The 20,775-nt window shown below is 30.6% G+C and carries 16 protein-coding genes and 2 pseudogenes; 1 reads left to right on the plus strand and 17 read right to left on the minus strand.

Annotated elements, in window-relative coordinates:
• Positions 1 to 99: 99 nt before the first annotated feature.
• The 6 genes and pseudogenes from NGI68_RS13955 to NGI68_RS13980 form a co-directional block, all read right to left on the minus strand.
• Positions 100 to 471 (minus strand): annotated as a pseudogene (locus NGI68_RS13955) (flagellin N-terminal helical domain-containing protein); the annotation flags it as partial.
• A 341-nt stretch (positions 472 to 812) separates the two neighbouring features.
• The gene (locus NGI68_RS13960; RefSeq protein WP_353505407.1) at positions 813 to 1,640 is read right to left on the minus strand and encodes an MFS transporter; all 828 of its coding nucleotides are present in this window, start codon (positions 1,638 to 1,640) and stop codon (positions 813 to 815) included.
• Positions 1,637 to 2,431, minus strand: coding sequence for an ABC transporter ATP-binding protein (locus NGI68_RS13965; RefSeq protein ID WP_251862072.1), 795 nt, complete (start codon positions 2,429 to 2,431; stop codon positions 1,637 to 1,639). Before NGI68_RS13965 ends, NGI68_RS13960 begins: the two co-directional genes overlap by 4 nt.
• A gap of 2 nt (positions 2,432 to 2,433) precedes the next feature.
• On the minus strand, positions 2,434 to 3,441 hold the full coding sequence (locus NGI68_RS13970; RefSeq protein WP_251862073.1) for a FecCD family ABC transporter permease: 1,008 nt from the start codon (positions 3,439 to 3,441) through the stop codon (positions 2,434 to 2,436).
• Complete coding sequence (locus tag NGI68_RS13975; RefSeq protein WP_251862074.1) at positions 3,441 to 4,433, minus strand: FecCD family ABC transporter permease; 993 nt, start codon at positions 4,431 to 4,433, stop codon at positions 3,441 to 3,443. Before NGI68_RS13975 ends, NGI68_RS13970 begins: the two co-directional genes overlap by 1 nt.
• Positions 4,420 to 5,369, minus strand: a pseudogene (locus NGI68_RS13980) (ABC transporter substrate-binding protein). The gene NGI68_RS13975 and the pseudogene NGI68_RS13980 overlap by 14 nt, the downstream one beginning before the upstream one ends.
• A gap of 286 nt (positions 5,370 to 5,655) precedes the next feature.
• On the opposite strand from NGI68_RS13980, the gene NGI68_RS13985 reads away from it, so the two are divergent.
• Positions 5,656 to 6,660 (plus strand): helix-turn-helix domain-containing protein, encoded by a 1,005-nt coding sequence (locus tag NGI68_RS13985; protein WP_251862075.1) that lies wholly within the window; start codon positions 5,656 to 5,658, stop codon positions 6,658 to 6,660.
• A gap of 630 nt (positions 6,661 to 7,290) precedes the next feature.
• On the opposite strand, the gene NGI68_RS13990 is transcribed toward NGI68_RS13985, so the two are convergent.
• The 11 genes from NGI68_RS13990 to NGI68_RS14040 form a co-directional block, all read right to left on the minus strand.
• Positions 7,291 to 7,665: a DUF956 family protein gene (locus NGI68_RS13990; RefSeq protein ID WP_251862076.1), complete on the minus strand. Its 375-nt coding sequence runs from the start codon at positions 7,663 to 7,665 to the stop codon at positions 7,291 to 7,293.
• A gap of 182 nt (positions 7,666 to 7,847) precedes the next feature.
• On the minus strand, positions 7,848 to 8,759 hold the full coding sequence (locus NGI68_RS13995; RefSeq protein WP_251862077.1) for a PTS system mannose/fructose/sorbose family transporter subunit IID: 912 nt from the start codon (positions 8,757 to 8,759) through the stop codon (positions 7,848 to 7,850).
• 19 nt (positions 8,760 to 8,778) lie between these two features.
• Positions 8,779 to 9,585, minus strand: a complete 807-nt coding sequence (locus tag NGI68_RS14000; protein WP_251862078.1) for a PTS mannose/fructose/sorbose transporter subunit IIC — start codon at positions 9,583 to 9,585, stop codon at positions 8,779 to 8,781.
• 35 nt (positions 9,586 to 9,620) lie between these two features.
• Positions 9,621 to 10,598 carry a mannose/fructose/sorbose PTS transporter subunit IIA gene (locus tag NGI68_RS14005; protein WP_251862079.1) on the minus strand — a complete coding sequence of 326 codons (978 nt, stop codon included), beginning with the start codon at positions 10,596 to 10,598 and terminating at the stop codon, positions 9,621 to 9,623.
• 632 nt (positions 10,599 to 11,230) lie between these two features.
• A complete protein-coding gene (locus NGI68_RS14010; protein WP_251862080.1) occupies positions 11,231 to 11,644 on the minus strand; it encodes a hypothetical protein in 414 nt (137 codons plus the stop codon).
• A 45-nt stretch (positions 11,645 to 11,689) separates the two neighbouring features.
• Positions 11,690 to 12,358 (minus strand): PDDEXK family nuclease, encoded by a 669-nt coding sequence (locus NGI68_RS14015; protein ID WP_251862081.1) that lies wholly within the window; start codon positions 12,356 to 12,358, stop codon positions 11,690 to 11,692.
• 427 nt (positions 12,359 to 12,785) lie between these two features.
• The gene (locus tag NGI68_RS14020) at positions 12,786 to 14,375 is read right to left on the minus strand and encodes a type I restriction-modification system subunit M (protein WP_251862082.1); all 1,590 of its coding nucleotides are present in this window, start codon (positions 14,373 to 14,375) and stop codon (positions 12,786 to 12,788) included.
• Positions 14,376 to 14,407: 32 nt separating this feature from the next.
• Positions 14,408 to 15,643: a restriction endonuclease subunit S gene (locus NGI68_RS14025; protein ID WP_251862083.1), complete on the minus strand. Its 1,236-nt coding sequence runs from the start codon at positions 15,641 to 15,643 to the stop codon at positions 14,408 to 14,410.
• Complete coding sequence (rhuM, locus tag NGI68_RS14030; protein ID WP_251862084.1) at positions 15,624 to 16,640, minus strand: RhuM family protein; 1,017 nt, start codon at positions 16,638 to 16,640, stop codon at positions 15,624 to 15,626. Before rhuM ends, NGI68_RS14025 begins: the two co-directional genes overlap by 20 nt.
• Positions 16,641 to 16,652: 12 nt before the next feature.
• Positions 16,653 to 19,862: a type I restriction endonuclease subunit R gene (locus NGI68_RS14035; protein ID WP_251862085.1), complete on the minus strand. Its 3,210-nt coding sequence runs from the start codon at positions 19,860 to 19,862 to the stop codon at positions 16,653 to 16,655.
• Positions 19,859 to 20,434, minus strand: coding sequence for a restriction endonuclease subunit S (locus NGI68_RS14040; RefSeq protein ID WP_251862086.1), 576 nt, complete (start codon positions 20,432 to 20,434; stop codon positions 19,859 to 19,861). Before NGI68_RS14040 ends, NGI68_RS14035 begins: the two co-directional genes overlap by 4 nt.
• Positions 20,435 to 20,775: the final 341 nt, after the last annotated feature.

Consider the following 20,775-nt stretch of genomic DNA (forward strand, 5'->3'; position numbering starts at 1 on the left):
TTATTCAAAGACTTTAGCAATTGAATTGTACTTTCCTGTTGCTTGAGTACTTGGGAAAACATAACTTGGGCTACTTGTTGAAGAATACTATATTTAGTGTAATTCATCAATTCCTCTTGTTAATTGGTTGATTTCCTCTTGGATATTCTTTCTGTCCTCTGGAGAATTTGTATCATTGGCTGCTTGTACCGCTAATTCCCTCATTCTTTGAAGTATGGATTGAATTTCTCTCACTCCACCTTCTGCAACTTGTATCATGGAAATACCATCTTGAGCGTTTCTTGATGCCATTTCAAGGCCTCTTATCTGTGCTCTCATCTTTTGTGAGATTGCAAGTCCTGCTGGATCATCAGCTGCTCTATTAATTCTCCTACCTGAAGCAAGTCTTTCCATAGCCTTTCCAGCCAAAGTACCATTTATCATAATATTTCTATATGCAATCATAGCCTTTAAATTATGATTAATTATCATACCACTATCCCCTCTCGTGGTATTAAACACTTTCACTTTTAAATATGGTAATTATTTTTATTATATCATAATATTTATATTTATACTAAAATATAATCATTATAATTATTATTGTAAATTCATCAATAAAACACTAATGAAAATGAAATTAATGTATTTCATGTAATAAATAAAAAGAACCATAAAAATCTAAATTCTAAATTTTTATTTCAATTCTTCTACATTCCATTTAACAAATAGTATAAGTCCTAAATTAATTATTACTGTTATTAATAAGATCCTTCCTATGGGTATGTGCATATGTATTGCTTGTCCAAATATCAATTGTCCCGGTATAACACTTATAGTTGCTCTGCTGTTGAAAAGGCTGACACACTCCCTAACATATGCCCCGGTACTTCTTTTTGTATAAATGTTAAAGTTAGTACATTTGATAATGATAAAGATAACATAATTGCCATACCACCAATTCCAAAAAGCCATGCTAAAGTATAATTATTTAACTTTATAAATCCTAATATAGACATTAACATAACTCCTGCTATCATAGGGAAATATGTATAATGGACTTTTTTCATTGAAAACATATTTGGTTTTAAACTTATCCAAAGACTTCCTAATACCATGCCCAATACACATATTCCTTCTACTATTCCATAAATCTCTGACGGAAGCTCAAGTAATATGTTTATAAAGTATGGGGCAACTATAGATAATATGGGTGCCGTAAAATTCACAGCTGAGCTCACTTGATTAATTATTCCATTTGCTGAAGTAAGTTTATCTTTATCCACTATTTGTGGAATTAAAGATACCACTGCTGGCCCATATAATGTAGAACATATGGACAATATAAACATAACTACTGCAGCTATAGATTCTGTATCTCTTCCTTTAAATAATATAAAGGCATACACACCAATCAATACTGAGCAGAAGAAATCTAAGTATACCATTATCTTTTTTCTATTTACTTTGTCTGAAAGCCTACCTGCTATTGGAGCAAATACAATATACGGTATAGTTGATATTGCTAATATATTAGCAAAAGCAGCTGTACTCCCTGTAAGCTCTAATAAATATAAAGACATACTAAATCTTTGAATTGCATTTCCAAAAAGTGAAATAATCTGCCCTATAACTATTATGATAAAGTTTTTATTTTTCATGCCTCTGCCCTAAAAAGTTCATATTCCATACATACTGGGTATTTGCCATTTTCACTTTCTTTAAGATTAGCATTTACACCATATATTTCTCTTAAAGTTTCTTTATTAATTACATCTATTGGCTTTCCTTCACAAACAATCTTTCCTTTTTTAAGTCCAATTATATTATCTGCAAATCTGCAAGCATTGTTAAGCTCGTGAAGCACTATAACTATAGTAATATTTTTTTCTTTATTAAGTCTTTGAAGTACTTCTAATACCTCAAGCTGATAAGACATATCCAAATAGGTTGTAGGCTCATCAAGCATTATAATATCTGTTTCTTGAGCTAAAATCATAGCAATCCAAGCTCTTTGCCTTTGACCACCAGATAAATTTTCAACTTCTCTATGACTAAATTCACTAAGCCCAGTTTCTCCTATTGCCCAATCAATGATTTGTTTATCATGACTATTTAGTCCACCTATCATTTTTTGATGAGGAAATCTTCCATAGGCAACAAGTTCTCTAACTGTGAGTCCACTTGGACAAACTGGTCCTTGGGGAAGAAAAGCTATTTCTTTTGCTATATTTTTTTCTTTTATTTGATTTATATTTTTATTATTTATTAAAATGTCTACATTTTTAGGCTTATTGATTCTTGCTATAGTTTTTAATAAAGTTGACTTTCCACATCCATTTGCTCCGATTATTATGCTTATCTTCCCCTTTGGTATACATAAATCCATATTTTCAATTATAGTATTGTTTTCATATGATACTGATAAATTTTTTATATTAATAACTTCCATAATTATTTCTCCTTCATCATTAAATAAATAAAGTATGGTACTCCAAATATGGATACTATTATTCCCACTGGAATTTCAATTGGAGAAAATAAATTTCTTGAAACTGCATCTGCAAGAATAATTATTATAGAACTTATTATGGCGGATATTACAACAAAATTCTTATGATATGGGCCAACTAATTTTCTTGCAATATGAGGGGATATAAGCCCTAAAAATCCAATATTTCCTGCAAAAGCTGTTGCTGTTCCTGCTAATATAACTGCAAAACTTAAAAACTTTTTTCTCTCTTTTTCTAAATTTAATCCTAAAGATATAGAAAGCTCATCTGAAAGATTTAAAACATCTAATTTTTTATGATTTAATAAAACTAATATAAACATTAAGGTTACTATTAAAATTATTATCTTTGCATAGCTCCATCCAGATACCCAAAAGCTTCCTGAAGTCCAAACTAGCACTCTATTGTAATCTCCAACGCCTCCTCTAAAGGTAAAAAAAGTTATAAAGGCATTAAGACCTGCATTTAATCCAATTCCTATTAATAGAAGTCTTTTAGGTTTTATTCCATTTTTACTAGATAGTATATATATTATAAATGAAGCTATTCCCGATGCTACTATAGCCATAAATGGTAGTACAAATACTGAAAATTGTCCAAGTTCACTATAGTGATTAGAAGTTTCATAGGTAATAAATAATACTGCGGCCACAGCAGCTCCTGCATTTATCCCTATTATCCCTGTATCTGCTAAGTCATTTTTAGTTATAGTTTGAAGAATTGATCCTGATGTTGATAAGGCAATTGCTACGGAAATTCCAACTAAAATTCTTGGAAGCCTGATATCTAATATTGCTGTATTTTCAATCATTGTTCCATTTCCAATAAGTATATTTATAACTTCTCCTACAGAAACTTTATATGTACCCCAACATAGTGTAGCCATAAAAGAAATAAGTAATAAGACTAATAAAATTATTAATATTACTTTGAATCCTTTCTTCTTCATTAGCCCCTCTCCTTTCTAGCCACTGATATGAAAAATGGTATCCCTATTAATGCGGTAAATATTCCAATTGGAGTTTCATAAGGATCAAATAACATTCTTGCTGCAATATCTGAATAAGTTAAAAGCACTGCTCCTAATAAAAAAGAACATAGTATGTTTATTTTATAATCTTCTCCTAATATTTTTCTAACTACCTGAGGAACAATAAGTCCTACAAAACCTATATTTTTTCCTACAGCTACTGCCGCTGCACACATAGGTATCATAACCATAAGTGTTGTGAATCTTATCTTTTCAGGATTTTCTCCAAGACCTATGGCAACATCATCACCAAGATTTAATATATTTATCTTAGGTGACAATAGAATTGATATACTAAGCCCTATAACTCCTGCTATAAATACTAATCTGAAATCTGCCCAACTTGTATTTCTAAAGCCTCCAAATACCCAAAAACCTATCATTTGAGATTGATTTGACAATAATCCAATTATTGTGGTCAATGAAATAAAAAATGTACTCATTGCTGTTCCTGCCAAAAGTATCTTTGCTATGGAGTTATTATTTGCTTTGTTTGATAGGAAACTTAAAACTATTAATCCAGTTATCAATGCTCCTATAAAAGATGCTATCATAACAGTGCTAGTACTTATTGTTATTCCTAGCACATAAAAAATAGCTATTACTAAAGTAGCTCCTTGACTTACACCTAAAATAGATGGCTCAGCTATAGGATTTCTTGTAACTCCTTGTATCATTGCTCCTGTCATTCCTAAAATTCCTCCTGTAAATAATACAGATAGAACTCTTGGAATACGCACATTTCTAATTAACATAAGATTAAGAGTTTCACTATAATTAAATATACTATTCCATATATCTAAAAAATCTATATGGACTGCTCCTAGCATTATAGCTAGAAGCAATCCTATTATTATAAGTAAGGTAGTAAAACTTATAAAACCTATGGTATATTTTTTATTTCGTTTCATTTAACATGCCACCTATTTTATCTAGTAACACTTCTCTACCTATTGGACTGTACCCTTGATTAAAATATGGTGAAGCTCCTAATTTAACTACTTTTCCTTTTTTAACTGCGGGTAAGTTATTCCAGATTGCATTTTTCTTAAATTGATCATAATCTTTATCTGTTGCCATTAGAAATATATAATCAGATTTAATGGCTGCCAAACCTTCATAAGTGACTACAGGAAGACTGATATTACTTTGTTTTGGCATTCCTTGTGGTTTAGAGAGTCCCATATCTTCATATAAAACAGTACCAAAACCTGCTCCATCAAATACAAAGAATTGTCCACCACTTGCTAAAAACGAAAGATATGTACTTTTTTTCCGTATTCCTTTTTAATTTTATCTCCTGCTGCCTTAGCCTTTGCTTCATATTGTTTGATCCATTTATTTGCTGCATCTTCTTTATTAAATAAATTTCCTAAAGATATTATATTATCTTTCCAGCTTAATGCATCTAATTTGACCATAACTGTAGGAGCAATTTTACTTAATTGTGCATACATTTTTTCTTGAACTGTTGATATAACTATTAAGTCTGGTTTTAGATTCATAACAGCTTCTGTATCCATAGTACTCTGCATGCTATATCCTAAAATTTTTGCTCCTTTTAATGTATCTTCTAAATATGATGGAAATTTTTTATAATCATAGGCATCACTATTTGCAGTTCCTATAACCTTATATCTTAAAATTGATAAAATATCACTATTACCACTTAAATCTACTATTCTTTTAGGCTCTGCTGGTATTTTAACCTGGCCTTTTACATCTTTAACTGTTACAGTCTTTTCTGTTGCTTTATCATTACTTGAATTACCTTTGGTTCCACAACCTACAAGCATTATAGTAGATATACAAAAAATTGCTAATATCTTTAATACATTCTTTTTCATAATTATTTAATATGACCTCCTTGATAATTGATTTTCATATTATTTTATTTGTTGTAATTGTATATGATATTCACTCTCATTTCAATCATTGCAACTAATTTAATAATTTTATCATCTATTAGACTAATTTATGCTATAATAAACAAAGTTCTTAAAAGTATTATATCCAAATGAAAATAAACAATTTATTAAGTGTTTTATAATTTATGGAGTGACAATTAGTAATTATACTTAGCTTGTGTATAAATAATTAAGTGTTTAAAATTAGGAAAAGGAGGGATAATTTATGATTTGTAAAACAACAAAAGATTTTCAAAATACCGTTTTAAATAAAATGACTTTTTCAGCCTATCCTATGGGAAACTATACTCTATATAAAAATAAATCTAGACCGGAGCTTGGATATTTTATTAAATATGGCAGAGAAGGCTATTATGATTTAGGAATTGGTGATTATACTATACCATTAAATTTTTCTCTTTCTTTTGATCATAATGAAGAATTAATGCGTTTTGGTACTGTATACACTGGGGAGACTAAATTTAAAATTGAAAACAACCCGGTTTCTTCCTTTAGTCCTTCCTCATTTTTTGTAGTAGAAAAAAGCCTAAAAGGAAAACAGGCTTGGAAAAAAGGTCAGCACTTTCATGGAGCGGAAATAACAATTTATAAAAAATACTTTGATGAAGTAATAAAACCAATCTTTCCAAAGACTATAGATTTTAGTGATTTTATTAGTAACTATACTTATCACTATCTACCTCTGGAAATAGCTTCTATTATTCAAAACTTAAAAAATCTAGCGGAAGCTGATTGTCTAGATCCTTTATATTTAGAAAGTAAGATTTTAGAATCTATAGCTCTGCTTTATAACCAGCTATATTCCTCACCACAAAATGCTTTTACCAACCAATTAAATTATGGACATATTAGAATAGGAGAAAACAGATATATTACTTTAACTGCCTCAGATGTAAATTCCATAAAAAAAGCCCACAATATTTTAACAAAAGAAGCTTGTGATCCTCCTACCATTAAAAGTTTAAGTAAAATGGTGTTTCTAAATGAACAAAAATTAAAAGCAGGTTTCCTATTAAAATATCATATGTCCATTGGTGAATACACTAATTCCATCAAAATGACAATGGCAGAGAATTTATTAACTACAACAGATTTAAGCATTGATGAAATATCTAAAATCATTGGCTACAATTATAGTGGAAGTTTTATAAAAATGTTTAAAAAAGTTCATAGAAAAACCCCCTTAGTTTTTAGAAAAATGAAGGGGTAAAATGAAATTTAAATATATATTTAAATATTATTTACACAATAAAAATTACCTAACTATTAGATTATTGTAAATAAAAATTTGGAGCATAGGACTTAGAAAAAATCCTATGCTCACTTTTAAAACAGTGATTACTCCCTATCTAAATAAATTTTATTATATTGTGATTTTAAATCTTCTCTGTAACCTTTCTTAACCCCATGAAAAATTCCACCTCTCTTAATATAAAATTAAAACTCCCCCTAGATAAACAATATGATCTAGGGGGAGTTCACTTATATAAAAATCTTTTATTATATTCACATTAAATCAAATATAAAACATATACTTATAAATATTTTAATTTAATAAAAATAAGTATATGTAATATTTTTATGTGTATTTAAAGTTATTTTATCTTTATAAAAGAGTTTAATAGAAGATATTGTTCTTAAAATATATGCTAAATTAAAGCTCCATACTAGAACTTTAAAGTATTTTAAACTATTTAATTTTAATAGCCTAGTTAAGAACAACTAAAATCATCTCTTCAAGTCTCCTTTTTTATAAAATAATTACCTTGAATGGTATCACATGGAATTTAAACTGTCAATGTTTTGAGGCTAATGAAATTTTCACTACTTCTTTAGTTAATTAATTCTTCTTTCCTATGGATTTCACCGCTCGTTTTACCACATCAAAAAAACTTAATGAACAAACCATACGATTTTTGTCGACATAATTTCGAATAACACGAAGTACCTTTTTTGCTTCTTTAGAAGCGAAAGTATAGGTACCATTTTTCTTAGTTCGGATTGCATATCGAGGAATCCACTTTCCTTTTAACAATACAGATGCAATAACATAGTCAACCTCTTCCCAAGGAATTTGAATATATTTGCCAGAGTCACGAGAATTGTAAAACTCAAAACCTTTGTCTCCTATCATAATTTTGCCATAGCTTGCGAATCCAGTAAAAGCTGTTGCATCAATTACTAAATCAACCTTTGTATTAAGGGATTGAACCATTTAACTTACACCTCTTTTCTACTTAATATATAATTTTATTTTATTATATATTTTATATCTATTTCTATTAATTATTTGAAAAAATTTAAAACAACATATATTAATTAATTTATTATCTTCACTTTAACTAATTTATATGTTAGCAAAAACCTAGGCTAAAAAGCCTAGGTTAGGTAAAAACATTACATTAAGCCTATTAAGTGGAAAACAATACCCACTATGAATAATCCCAAAATAATTACAATCGGAGATACTTTCCTCTTAAGTAACCACATACAGATAAGTGTAACTATTAATCCTGCAAGTCCAGGAATTAATAAATCTAAGTTATTTTGAAGAGTTGTAACCTTATGATCAGTTAATGACAAACCTGCTCCTTGTTGCACAAGAGCTTCTTTTATGCCCTCTGCTCCACTTGGAAGTTTACCCCAATCAATAAAAGCTCCCTTACTCAACTTAACGGATGATACCACTGGTGCAAATTTAACAGATACCCATCTGTTAACTAATGATCCTAGAATGAACATACCAAGGATGGATGCTCCTTTTGTAATATCTTGTAATAAACCACCTGACAAATCATCAGTAATACGAGATCCTGTCTTGAAGCCAAACTCTTGTGTATACCACATAAATGCCATACGAATAATATTCCAAGCAAAGAAAAAGATAATTGGTCCAAGTATGTTACCACTCATAGCAAGTGAAGCAGCTAATCCTCCTAAAATCGGTCTAAGAGTGAACCAGAAAACTGGATCTCCAACACCAGCTAAAGGTCCCATCATACCAACCTTAACACCTTGAATAGCTACGTCATCTATTTGTGCACCATTTGCACGTTCTTCTTCTAAAGCCAGTGTTACACCAAGAACTGGTGAAGCTACATATGGATGAGTGTTAAAGAATTCTAAGTGACGTTTTAATGCTTCTGCTCGATCTTCTTTAGTCTTGTATAATTTTTTGATTGCAGGAATCATTGCAAATGTCCAACCACCATTTTGCATCCTTTCATAGTTCCAAGAACCTTGAAGGAAAAATGAACGGAACCACACAGCAATACGATCTCTTTTTGTTAATTCTATTTTTTTTGACATTTTCGTCTCCTCCTCCTTCTTAGTATCTATCAATAAGATCACCTAATGGATCACCCATATTTGAGTTCCCACCTTTACCTGAGCCACCTTGTTTACTAAGTGCTAAGTAAATAAGAGCTAAGGCTACACCTATTGCACCAAGTCCTATAAGTGTAATTTGTGAAATAGTTGCTAATACAAAACCAATTGCAAAGAATGGCCATACTTCTTTTGTAGCCATCATATTGATTACCATTGCGTAACCAACAGCTACAACCATTCCACCACCTATTGCTAAACCATCTGTTAACCAAACAGGCATAGACTCAAGTAACGTACGAATTGGACCCGCACCAATTGCTAAAATTAGTGCTGCTGGAATTGCTATACGTATTCCCTGTAAACAGATAGCAGCTATTTGCCACATTTCAATAGCTCTTATATTTCCTTTTCTAGCTGCAATATCCATAAAATGTACAAATGCTGTAGCAATTGTACGACAAATAATTGTTAATAATAATCCTGCAACTGCTAGAGGTACAGCAATAGCAATTGCTGAAGCAATTCCTCCCTGACCTTGTCCTCCAAGAACTAAAATTATTGCAGATGCAACAGATGCTAATGCTGCATCGGGAGCTACCGCGGCACCAATATTTGCCCAACCTGATGCCATCATTTGAAGAGTACCACCTAAGATTAAACATGGTAATAAATTACCTGTGACTAAGCCAATTAAGGTACACGCTACTATTGGTTGATGGAATTGGAATTCATCCAATATACCTTCTATACCAGCTAGAAATGCTACAAGAATCACTAATAGCACTTGAACTATATTTAAAGTCATAATTATTAATCCTCCTTTTCATTTAAATAATTATATTATTTTTGTTTATTTAATTCATTTTGTGCTTTTTTAAGTATTTGGTCCATATTTTCCTTGGAATCACCTGGTACTTTACGAACATCAAAATTAACTCCAGCTTGTTTTAACTTATTGAATACATCCACATCTTCTTGATTCATAGCAAGTACTTTATTCAATTGAATCTTACCTGTAGAGTGAGCCATAGAACCGATATTTATTGTTTCTAAATGTATTCCACCTTCTACAACCCTAAGCACATCTTTTGGATTTTCAAAAAGAAGTAGTGCTCGTTCTCCACCAAAATGTTCATTATCTTTTCCAAGTTTAATCATATGATCAACTGGAACAACATGAGCTTTAACACCTGGTGGCACAGCTTGTTGGATTAACCTTTTACGAAGTTCATCTTTAGCTACTGCATCTGAAACAACAATAATTCGTGTAGGGTTCACAGTTTTTGTCCAAGCAGTAGCTACCTGTCCATGAAGTAAACGAGAGTCAATACGGGCTAAAACATATTGGAATGATCCTGGTTTACCTACATTAGTTTGTTGAGTAGAAGTTGCAATAGTTTTGCCAGCATCTACTGGTTCCAATTTTTCTGGCTTAACTTTAACTCCTTCTTTAGCTGATTTTAAGATAGAAGCCGCAATTTCCTGGGCAGATTCCATTGAAAGACGAGAAGCATAAGCTTCAATCACCATTGGTAAATTCATACCAGCTACAATTGCCCATTTATCTTTATGTTCTTCAAATAGTGTATTAGCTTGGTTGAATGGTGTACCACCCCAAAGATCAACTAAGAATAAGATTTCATCTTGGTTATCAAAGGATTGGATTGATTTTTTAATTTTTGCTTTCAAATCATCAGGTCCTTCACTAGGCATCAACGTAACAGCTTTTACATTTTCTTGTTCTCCAAAAATCATTTCACTAGATTGCAAGATACCTTTAGCAAATTCTCCGTGACTAGCGAGAATAATTCCTACCATTTTTATACCTCCTATTTTTTTATTTATTACAAAAACAAAGGGCATGAGCATTAGAAAATAAAACAAACTAACATAAAAGTGAAATTTTATCGCATTACGTGCACACTGAATTAAATGATAAAAAATATGATAATATCTTATAAAACTTTTTAAAATATGCGATATAACAAATTTATATTATATTATTTTATTTATCTATGCTCATGCCTAATTTAATAGTAACACGCTAGATATTCCTATAATTTACTTAGAAACTTTTACTATATATATTTCTATTTTGATTACGCTTTCATAATATCATTTTTTCTTGAATTTTTCAACAAAATTTAAGAAATTTTTTTAAATTTTTAAATTTTCTAAATTATTGAAACTTTATTTCACAAAAATGGTTTTTATTGTATAACTAAACATTTACATAACTTATATAACACAGTTATAAAATTTTAGTGTATATTAAAATTATTACTTACTATTTCATTTATTGTACTATCTATCTTAATTATTCTTTACTTCTCTATATCAATTTGTTTTTTAATTTCCATCTTCTTTTTTTTTAATTCATACGCTATATTTATTTCTTCGCTTTTTAAAAGGATGTCTGTGCATTTTCACCCATAGTACCCTTGTTTAATTTACTCTAACTCATTTTCAAGAGATAGCATTTTTTCTTGTCTCATTTCATGCAAAGTTTTATGGCTACCTTTAATCATAGCCCAACAATAAATTCTAATTGTAGACCATCCAGTAACCTTCTGTCCCCATTTATTAAATGTAAGTTTTTCACCTTTAAAATCAACATATTTAGTATCAATAACTGTAGCTTCTGAATTATCTGCATTCTTAATCTTAGCAATGTCTCCTGCTTTAATAATTCCCCACTCAAACAACTTATCCATTCCTGGAAGTATAGTTCTTGTAATGGGTGTATCTCTTTTAGTTGCATATGTAGGTAGTTTTTTATTATCCACCTCAACATAAAAATCTTCTAAAGAAGGTGGGGGTAATATTCTATTAATATCTATAAAATAACTATCCTCTATTTTCATTGGACTTAATTCAAAGCAGCTAATATCAACATCATTTGATATTAGTCAAGCTGCAGCTGATAATGTTTGCTTATCAAAGTATGATGCTATAAGTATTATTCTTTGTTTTGAATTAAAGGTTTTTAATGCATTATTCTTTTCAAGAAAATCATTTAAAATTCTTGATGCTTTTTCATAAGCAGTTAAATCTCCAAGTTCAAATTCATCTCTATATTTTTCAATATATGATGCAAATATTTTATCAACTAAATCATCTGGAGTTTTGATTTTAGCATAACTTGCAGCATACCTTATAGCTTGAAATTCAAAAGCTTCTTTTCTTTGCCTAATATCTTCAACATCTCTTTTAATTTCAATAAGTACAAGATTACCATTTTCATCTACTGCTGTTAAATCACTTCTACCATTTTCTTTGTTTACAACTTGCTTTCCAACCACAAGAAGAGTTTCTTCTTGAAATATAACTTCTATGTTCTTTCTTAAGAATTCTTCTATATGTTCTTCTCTTAAGTTTAAAGATTTAAAGTTTGTATTTTCTATTTCAATATCTTCAAGTTCTATAGAGTCTTTCATTTTTACTGGAATTAACATATGGTTTACCTGCCTAACTATTTTATATTTAAGATTATAGCCTTTAGAAATATTTGTATACTTACTACAGTTAAATTTTAAACTATATTTATTATTTATACTAACAATATTTATATCTTTCATTTTATTTTTTACTTTTTTGAGTACTAGCATTTATCCTATTGAGAGGCAGGATCTCATTTGCTAATATCCTAAATTTCTATAGGATATTTCACATTTTTTTCAGATGCTTCTACCCGTTGTGAAGAGATACTTTAATAAACTCACTTGCTACTTGCTTTCCTTAATGTGTTGAATGCTATACGCTTAGCTCCAACCTTGGTATAAGATACCTCTTAAAAGTAATGGTGGAGTGAAAATATCAGCTATTAATTTACAATACATGACCATACTGATAATATTCCATTACTTTACTAATTATTGATTTGTGCACACACTTGATTATTTAACAAATATTTAATCAAACAAGATCTCATTCAAATTATTAACTTACGCTGTTCCCAAGCAAATGAGGGAAAGTGAATACCTAACTTTCCCTCTAACAACAAATTTAAATTTTTACGCCTAAAATCTTCAATTGTTCATTAATCTCAGCTTCAAGCTCAGCAATTTCCTTATTATCTTGCTCTAACAGCTTATTTATTTCTTCTAAATCAATTGGTTCTTCTTCCTCAAAAGTATCAACATAACGTGGTATGTTTAAATTAAAATCATTTTCTCTAATTTCTTCAATAGATGCTAAATGAGCATACTTTTCAACGTCTTTGCGTTCCTTATATGTTTTTATTATTTTATCAATATCTTCATCTCTTAAATTATTTTGATTTTTATTCTTTTCAAAATCATTACTTGCATCAATAAATAATATATCTTTATTTTCACGATTCTTCTTTAACACTAAAATTACTGTTGGAATACTTGTTCCATAAAATAAATTTGCTGGTAATCCAATTATTGTATCAAGATAATTTTTACCAATTAAAGTTTCTCTTATTTTTCCTTCTGCTGCACCTCTAAACAAAACTCCATGAGGTAAAACAATAGCCATTGTTCCAGTCTTATTTAAATGATATATACTATGCAATATAAAAGCATAATCTGCTTTTGAAGCTGGTGCTAACTTCCCATATTCACTAAAACGTGGGTCTTTTAATTTAGTTGAATCATTATCCCATTTTGCCGAATATGGTGGATTTGCAACTACTGCATCAAAGCTACGTGGATGATCAATACCTTTTGCATCTGGACCATCTGGCCAATCACTTTCCAAAGTATCAGCATTACTTAATACCATATTGTTATAAGATATACCATGCATCATCAAATTCATACGTGCCAAGTTATATGTAGTTGTATTCAATTCTTGACCAAAGTACTTTATTGGAGTGCCTTTTGGTAATTCTTGACCTACAGTAAGTAATAAAGAACCTGATCCCATTGTTGGGTCATATACACTAAATAATTCATCTGATTTTTCTACGCCTTCTGTTACTACTTTAGCTAAAATCTTACTTACTTGATGTGGTGTATAGAATTCTCCACCCTTTTTACCAGCACTAGCCGCAAATTGACCAATTAAGTATTCATATATTTCACCTAAAATATCTTTTCCATCATTACCTTTGTATTCAATACTATCAACTAACTTTACTATATTGTTAAGTGATTTAGCGCGTTCATTTGTAGAACTTCCAAGACGAGAATCTCCTAAATTAATATCATTAAATACTCCGCGGAAATCTTTTACTGCTTCTTTATTTAATTCTGCATTTTTATTAAAGTTATCAAAAATAGTTTGATAGTCACTAGGAATAACTTGTGAATCATTAATTTTATCAATCAATGACTGCCATGTATCCTTTGGAGTAATTGCATATCCTAAGCTTGCTGAAATATCTTGCAGATAATCTTCTAACTCTGACTCATCTACTTGTGAATTATAGGATTCATTAATAGACTCCCCATCTATAACGTCAATAACATTATTCTTTAACAAATACTCCTCTTGATGTTCTGATAAATATCTATAAAACATAAATGCCAATATATAATTTTTGTACTCTGATGCATCCATCGTTCCACGTAATTCATTTGCCATTGCCCATAATTTATTAGTAATTGATTGTATATTATTGCTCATTATTTTTATTTCCTCTCTTTTATTAATTTGCTTTAGATAAACATCTGTTGTAAAAGTGCCTTCTTTTGTTGTTGTAAATGCTCTAACTTACGCTGATGAATGGTGATAAGGTTTGATAATTTTTCAATAAAGTCAACGATTCTATTTTGTTCATCAATATCATGAGGAACGCAAATATTGCCTTCCAGAAATCCTAAATCAGTAATGTTAACATTGTTCCTTGCCCCGACATTAACTAATGGATATAAATAGGCATCCAATCTACTCTTATCCTCAAAATAACTTTGAATAATGCTAGAATTAACATCAGAAACACTATTATAAACGCAATATAAAGATGGAACTATACCTTCTATTCCTTTATTTGTCTTAATAATTCCATTTGGATAACCTTTGATAGGAGATTTTGTGTATATAACATCTCCTTTATTTACTATACGGTAATTTTTAATTGATTCTTCTGTTGAACGTAGTCCAAAAAAGATATGTTTTTTTGTTAGTTCTGTACCTAATGATGCAGCAAGAACATCATCTTGAGTATATTTACCTGTATTATTTTTTTCAGTAGACGGGATTAATAACTCTCCCAATTTACGCTGTTCCCACGGGCCAGTAAATCCCTGAAAACGAAGTTCTGGAAAATTTTCACCATTTCTAGGAAACATTTTTTGCAGCAAACTTTTCTTCTTATCTTGTAAGTGATTTAACTTACGCTGATGAAGGGTGATAAGGCTATCGAGATTTTGAAAAAAGTTACCTATTTTCCTCTGCTCCTTTTTTGATGTGCTAGTCATTACTTCTAAAGATAACAAACATTCTGGACTAACTGATTGCCTTTTTGTAACGGTTCCTTCTTCAAATCTAAGTGCCTTTGATTTGAAATTTTCAGTTGTAACAATTCTTTCTATAAATGAAGGTTCTTCTTGTGTTGTGAAAGTCACATATATAGGAGAAATCACGCCTTTTCCATACTTATTTCTATCAATCGCTCCATATTTTAGATTAGCAGGATTATAGACAATATCATCAATTTCTGTAAGCAGATATTTTTTGGTAGTTTCATCTGAAATCAACTGGTCTCTATTATTTGTTTTTCTTTCTCTTAAAGGAATTACACCTTGCCCAGAAGCAAATGCAAGTCTTGGAGCATCTTCTGAAATTAATTGTGTTATTTGTCTTCTTTTAAGTATGTCTCCCAACTTACGCTGTTCCCAAGGGTCGGTGAATCCTGGAAATCTTAGCTTTGGTTTATTGTTGTTTTTTCCCATTGTTAACTCCTTTAATCCTTCTGATCTCCTTATCAAAATCAGAAACTATTTTTTGATTTTTGTTAAACTCTTGATATTCTCCTATTGCCTTTTCTTTAGCAGTGCTATGGGAAATACGTCCATGACCTTTTAAGATTTCATAACGATTGAATTTCAAAAATTCATCAATACTTATCGCAAAATCTTCCATAGATAACAACGTTTCATCTTCAAGAAGTCGCTCAACATAGTCGAAATAAGCTGAGACGTTACGTTCAAGGCCCCTAATTTCCTTTTCTGATAAGTAATTTTTAGCCACAAGCACATCAGACTGCAAAATTCGGCCATTAGGAGAGTTCTTCCAAGTAGTAAGCCCCATATGTTCTTTATCTCTATCTGAACTATTATAAATAATTTCTGCAGCTGTTTTACCAGTTATTCCAAAATGAAATTTATTTTGAATAATTGCATAAAATTTTTTTGTGATTTGTGAATTTTTATCGTAGTCATATGAAATTTCTGCAAACACATCTGTGATTTGTTGCCAAATTCTACGTTCACTTGCTCTAATTGAGCGTACAGTTTCAAGTAACTCACGGAAGTAATCTTTACCCAAAACATTCTCACCTTGCTTCATGCGCTCAACATCAATCTTAAATCCTTTTTTGATATAGTCTTTCAAAATATCAGTGGCCCAAATTCTAAATTTTGTTGCTTTTTGAGAATTAACACGGTAACCAACTGAAATAATGGCATCTAAATTATAAAACTTGACCTGTTTTGTTTGGGTTTTTCCTTCTATAGCGCCGTGCTTTGTGGTATTTGCCAAAACGGAAACAACCACTTTCTCATCAAGCTCTTCAGACTGAAAAATGTTTTTAAAATGTTTGCTTATAGCAGAAACACCCACACCAAAAAGCTCAGATATAGCTTTCTGTGTCGCCCAGATTGTTTCATCTTTCATCACGACTTCGATTTTTTCATATTCATCATACATTAAAAATTGTATCTCGTTCATTTAATCACCTTCTTAATTTTCTACTAACTCATCAGCTAATTCATAAATGGCCTCACGCAAACCGTTGCGGTACTTGATTTTAGATAAGGCTTGTACATCTTTGCTGTGTGCTAAAGTCTTGTAATCCACGCTTGCTTTTGCAATTATATCTCGAATTTGACCAGTATCATCTAAATCTTGCACGCCATAACGATGGGGACTAAACAATTGGCGCATCTCTGCACTTGTAATAATATCTGTAATTCCCCATTTTACTCTAAAATCTAAGAATAGTCTATCAATACTTACATTGCTAGCCGCTTGAATAATTTGCTCACTATGGCTAAGCTTTACTGGATATTTAAGATTAGTACCCTCCGGCGGATAGTACCCTTTGATAATAGCCATTGCTGCATTTATAATTTTCATCGCGTAATTTCTATCATCTAATCCATTAGCAAATTGATCAATTCTCTCTTTCGTAGCTTGTGCTTCCTCTTTCTTACCATCATGTACTTGATTTAATAATTGTTCTACCAATTCAGTTAAATAATCATAATCTATTTTTACATCCTTCACATGAGTCATTTTTAACTCAATTTGATAAAAAGGAATTTTCTTTTCTTTTGATATATGTTGTTTAAGCTCATTGGTTAAAACTGTAGTAAGCATAGTTTCCTCTTCACTTGTCATGCCTAATTTTTCAACTAATTCATCAGGATTTTCATAATTGAAACCTACTGCATTTCCATCAACTTCTTCAGAGTTGTATTGCTTAAGTTTTGCCATACCAGCATTGTAATCACGTATTAATTCAAGCATATCTTCCTTTTTTTTCTCCGAAGGTGGTAATTGTTGAAATTCATTAGTTAAATCACTTAATTTTTTAACTGTCTCTTTTACTTCATTAAATACCTCTTCAAAAGGTTTTGCTACAATTCCATCTTTTTCATTAGCTTTACGTTGCTCCTCATCTGATAAAATTGCAGAATCCTTATTTGCATAAATTGCCAAAGCCTTATTCATAAGCTTCTCATTATATGCGGGCCAACGATAATTTACAATACGCCCCCAAGGTTTTTCTTGCATATCAGCAATACGATTTGTTCTTGAATAGGCTTGAATAAGTCCAGCCCCTTTAAGTGTTCTATCTACATAAAGGGTATTAAGTTCTGGTGCATCAAATCCAGTCAAAAGTTGATCTACCACAATTACAATATCTAAGTAATTCTTATCTGTAGCAGTTTTATTCAGACGACTAGTAACATCTTGTGTATATCCTGCTACATCATCCATGCCAAAGCTTGTACTAAATTCTTTATTATAAATATCTATCGCTTCAAATAAGCCTTTATTAGTTTCAAGCATACTATCATTATTGGAAGTATTTAAACTAAATGTAATTGCAACCTTCAGTACTTGTTTGTCATTCTTCCTATTCTCATCATTTACTCGCTTAAACTCTCTAAAATACATCATCGCCATTGGTGTACTAGCCTTTCCGCCGCCTACATGCGTTGTAAATAATGCATTATACTTACCTTCATTTGAACGATTTCTCCAGTTAGTAAAGATATCTTCAACTACAAGTTTTACATGGTCAAGATTTTCATCATAAAAACTTGGTTCAACTGCATCATCCATATCTTCTTGACTTAGATTATTAATCTTTTCTATAATTTTTTCTTCAGTCCACTTTGGATAACGTTCTCTGTAAAAGTTTGGTAGGTATTCTAATTTCATTTGTTCTTCATCAATTGTTGTTTCAAAATCAACTTTAAAACCCAAAACATTTCTATCTGCTATTGCTTCACGAATGGTATAAGCATGTAAAAGTGGTCCAAAAATATCTTCAGTTCGTAAACCACTAGTAGTCTCATCAAACATTGGTGTTCCTGTATAACCAACCCAAGCAGACTTTTTAAAAGCCTTTTGTATCTTTTCAAAACTTTCACCACCAGTTGAACGATGTGCCTCATCCACGATAAATACAATATTTTTATCAGGTGATTTAAAAGACTTACGTTTTACTAAGGTATCAAGCTTTTGAACAGAAGTAACAACAATATTATTATCTTTGCTCTTTAGTTTACGACTTAAATCATTAGTATTATATGTATTTTGAACACTGCCAATGGTATCTTCACTAGCATCTGGATCATATGCTCTATAATTTTCATTTGTTTGTTTTGTTAAAGCAATTCTATCTACCACAAATACTACTTTATCAACTTTAGGCATACGACTTGCAAGCCAAGCTGTTTTAAAACTAGTTATTGTTTTACCAGAACCAGTAGTATGCCAGATATAACCTACTTTATTTGTACCAAACTCAAAATCAACTCGTTTTAAATTTTCAATTACATTCTGGGTAGCATATACTTGATATGGGCGCATTACCTTTAGCATTTGTTTGTTTTTTGTGCCATCCAAAATCATATAATTAGTAGCCATTTGATGTGCCATTGGAATACTTAACATTGAATCAGCAAACTCTTTCCAATTACGTACAATGGTATTATCACTTTTACGTTGCCAGTTAAAAGCAAAGTCTTTATTAAACTTATCTGATGTGGTATTAGCCATATACTTCACGTTATTTGGTGTAATTGCCACCAATATTTGCAGAGTAGAAAAAATATCCCGATATTGGTTTTCCTCAGAATATTGATGCATTTGATTTAGTGCTTCATTGACATCATGTGTATCACGTTTTTCTTCAATTTGTATTATAGGTAAACCATTAATAAGAAGTGTCGTATCAAAACGACGATTTTGTTTTCCAGTGATAACTGCAGGACGTTCAATCTGATTAACTACTTGATACACTGTATCTCCAGCACCAATTTGTTTTTGATCAAAAACTGTTAAAAACACGTGACGACCGTCATCTAAGTCAATTTCCATTTGTGATACCCCATTAAGTCCATATAAAAATTGTCCAGCTTCATATGGTGTTTGAATATTAGATATAATCTTTTTCACTTGATTAAATTCTACAGTACTTAAAGGATGATCAAGTGTATTTTGATTGTGCCTCTCAAGAATCTCTTTAAAGTTGTCCCAAAGCTTTTCTGTAGTTTTAATTTTTGGTTCATACTTCCACAGTTTTGTTTTTATACAGTAATCAGCAGGTTTTTCTCTAACAATAAAATCACTGATTCCTTCTAGGTGTTCAGGTTTAGTTATTGTTCCACTGGTAATATACTGTATTAACTCAGTTTCAAATTGCTCTTCATTCATTTCTCACATGCCTCCTCTAACTTGGATAATCTGATTTTTGTTTCAAGTTCTGCTGTTCTATTTCTAAGGGCTTGTAGCCTTAATTGATTAAAATAAACTTGTCCTATAATTTTTTGCTTATCTATGGAAGGTATTTTCGGTATTTCAAGCTGTTTAAGTTGCTTTAGAGTATATTTTAAAACTTGAGACCCTTGTAGTCCCAGAACAAACTGTTTCTTGATTGTTCTGTTTTCATTAATAAGATAAACTAAAAACTTTGAATCAATTTTATTGCTAGGTAATAACTTAACGTAGTTTTGCGTATAAATATATCCATCATGCTCTTTTCTTACTATAGTTGCAATTCCCGTGATTAAACTAAATACTACATCACCATGGCATAAGGTATTTAATTTATCATTGGTTCTGACTTGTTTATTGACCACAGTTTTTGAAATAATACCTACCAAATCATCTGTTAAATCTGTTTGACTATAATAAGTAAAAAGAGGTGTTTTTTCATCAAACACTTCAGTAATTCTAAACTGAGGCGACCCACTTACTAACTCAACTAATTTGCTTAACTTTTCCATAAAATATTGTGCCTTTCTAAAATTACTTTATTTACCATGATGTAATCATATCACAAAAGGAATTTTATTGCAACTATTAAAAATGTAATTTTCTAAAATTACATTTTAATTATTTTCAGCTAATTATTTTTGCCAAAAAGTGCACACCCCAACCTAAAAATGCACCCACCTTACTAAAATACATAAGGTGTGTGCATTTTTTAATTACATTTCCAATTTCTATCTTCAAAACTTGTTTTTCAAACACTTCATTTTCTCCAAAAAACACTAAAAGCCACTGAAATCAGTGACTTTCTATTGTATCAATATTATAGTTTATGTATGGTGGAGGCGAGGGGACA

Source organism: Clostridium sp. Marseille-Q2269 (assembly GCF_943736985.1).
In the GTDB taxonomy this organism is placed as follows: domain Bacteria; phylum Bacillota; class Clostridia; order Clostridiales; family Clostridiaceae; genus Clostridium_F.